The 1,738-nt window shown below is 46.6% G+C and carries 1 protein-coding gene; it reads left to right on the top strand.

Features of this window, described 5'->3' with window-relative positions:
* A partial coding sequence (locus BCT81_RS24815) for an MFS transporter (protein ID WP_102426188.1) occupies positions 1-1,656 on the top strand: 1,656 nt, incomplete at its 5' end.
* Positions 1,657-1,738: the final 82 nt, after the last annotated feature.

Raw genomic sequence — 1,738 nt, 5'->3', positions numbered from 1 at the left:
CAGGGCGTACTGGCCGACAAATACGAAAAATCTTGGTTTATCCGTAAAGTGAAGCTACTTGAAGTGGTGACCATGTCGCTGGGTGCGATTGGTTTTATCTACGAAAGCTACGGGATCTTACTTCTACTTCTGTTTCTAATGGGAACGCAGAGTGCCTTCTTTGGACCAGTAAAATACGCCTTACTCCCTCAGCAACTAGAAACAAAAGAACTCGTTTCAGGTAACGCTTTAGTTGAGACTGGCACATTCCTAGCCATTCTAATTGGTACTTTGGGTGCCGGTATTATTGCATCGGAAGAGAGCGCGAAGTTGGTTGCAGCAATTTGTATAGTATCATTTGCTGTACTTGGCTATGTATCAAGCTGCTTTATTCCTGAAGCACCAAGCAATGCGCCAGATCTTAAAGTGAAATGGCAGCCAATCAAGCTGACCAAAGCAACACTCGCGATTGCAAAAAAAGACCGACCAACCTTCCAGGCTTTAATGTCTATCAGTTGGTTTTGGTTCCTTGGCGCAACCTACTTAACCCAATTTCCAAACTTCACTAAGCTGCATTTGAATGGCACTGAGAGTTCGGTTGCCTTTTTGCTGGCCCTATTCTCTGTAGGCATTGCCATTGGCTCTCTAGCCTGTGACAAGCTTTCAAATCACCGAATTGAGATCGGCATTGTGCCAATGGGCAGTTTAGGGATTTCAATTTTTGGCTTACTGATGGCGACATCCATCCCCGAATCTTTGCCCGAGTTTAGCTCTTTCCATCAATTTGTGACCTATTCAGAGCTATGGCCGCTGTTTGCTTATCTGCTACTACTTGGCATCTCTGGCGGTATCTTTATTGTTCCGCTTTATTCACTGATGCAGCTACGTGCGAAGCCAGACGAGCGTGCTCAAGTGATAGCAGGACTGAATATCTACAACTCGCTGTTCATGGTAGGTAGCGCTGTGATGGGCATCGTATGCTTAAGCGTGCTTGAACTATCCATCCCACAGCTGTTTATACTGCTGGCGCTATTGAACACCTTCGTGATGCTTTACCTGTTCTATCAGGTACCCATTTACGCCTTCCGCTTCTTCACTTGGGTCGTCACTCACACCATGTACCGTGTTAAGCACAAGAATCTGCACAACCTGCCTGAGAATGGTGGAGCGTTGATTGTTTGTAACCACGTCAGCTATATGGATGCACTGCTGCTCAGCGCGGTATGCCCTCGCCTGATTCGTTTTGTCATGGAAGAAGACTATGCCAAGCTTCCACCATTAAGACGCTTCTTGAAAAGAGCTGGAGTGATTCCTATCTCATCCACCAACCGCCGCTCGATTCGCAACGCTTTCAACGAGGTCGAACAAGCACTGCATGAAGGTCATATCGTGTGTATCTTCCCGGAAGGTAAACTCACCTCAGATGGCGAGGTTGCAGAATTCATGCGTGGTATGGAGCTGATTATCCGACGCTCTCCCGTACCAGTTATTCCAATGGCTCTCAAAGGGTTATGGGGTAGCTACTTCAGTCGCTACAAAGGCCGAGCATGCAAAGGATTACCAAGTCGTTTCTGGACTAAGCTAGAGATCGAAGCGGGTGAGCCAATTTCGCCGACCGATGCATCTTGTGAAACACTACATCAGGCCGTTGCTGATCTGCGTGGCTCTCAAAGATAATTAGCTTAAGATAAGTCCAAATGCCCCCTCCTGAACAGACGTTTAGTTTTTCTTAACGTTTGTTCAATTCATTTAGACTTAC

Source organism: Vibrio sp. 10N.261.52.A1 (assembly GCF_002876325.1).
GTDB lineage: Bacteria > Pseudomonadota > Gammaproteobacteria > Enterobacterales > Vibrionaceae > Vibrio > Vibrio chagasii.
The sequence above is the reverse complement of the archived record's forward strand: the minus strand, read 5'-3'. Positions and strand labels throughout refer to the sequence as shown.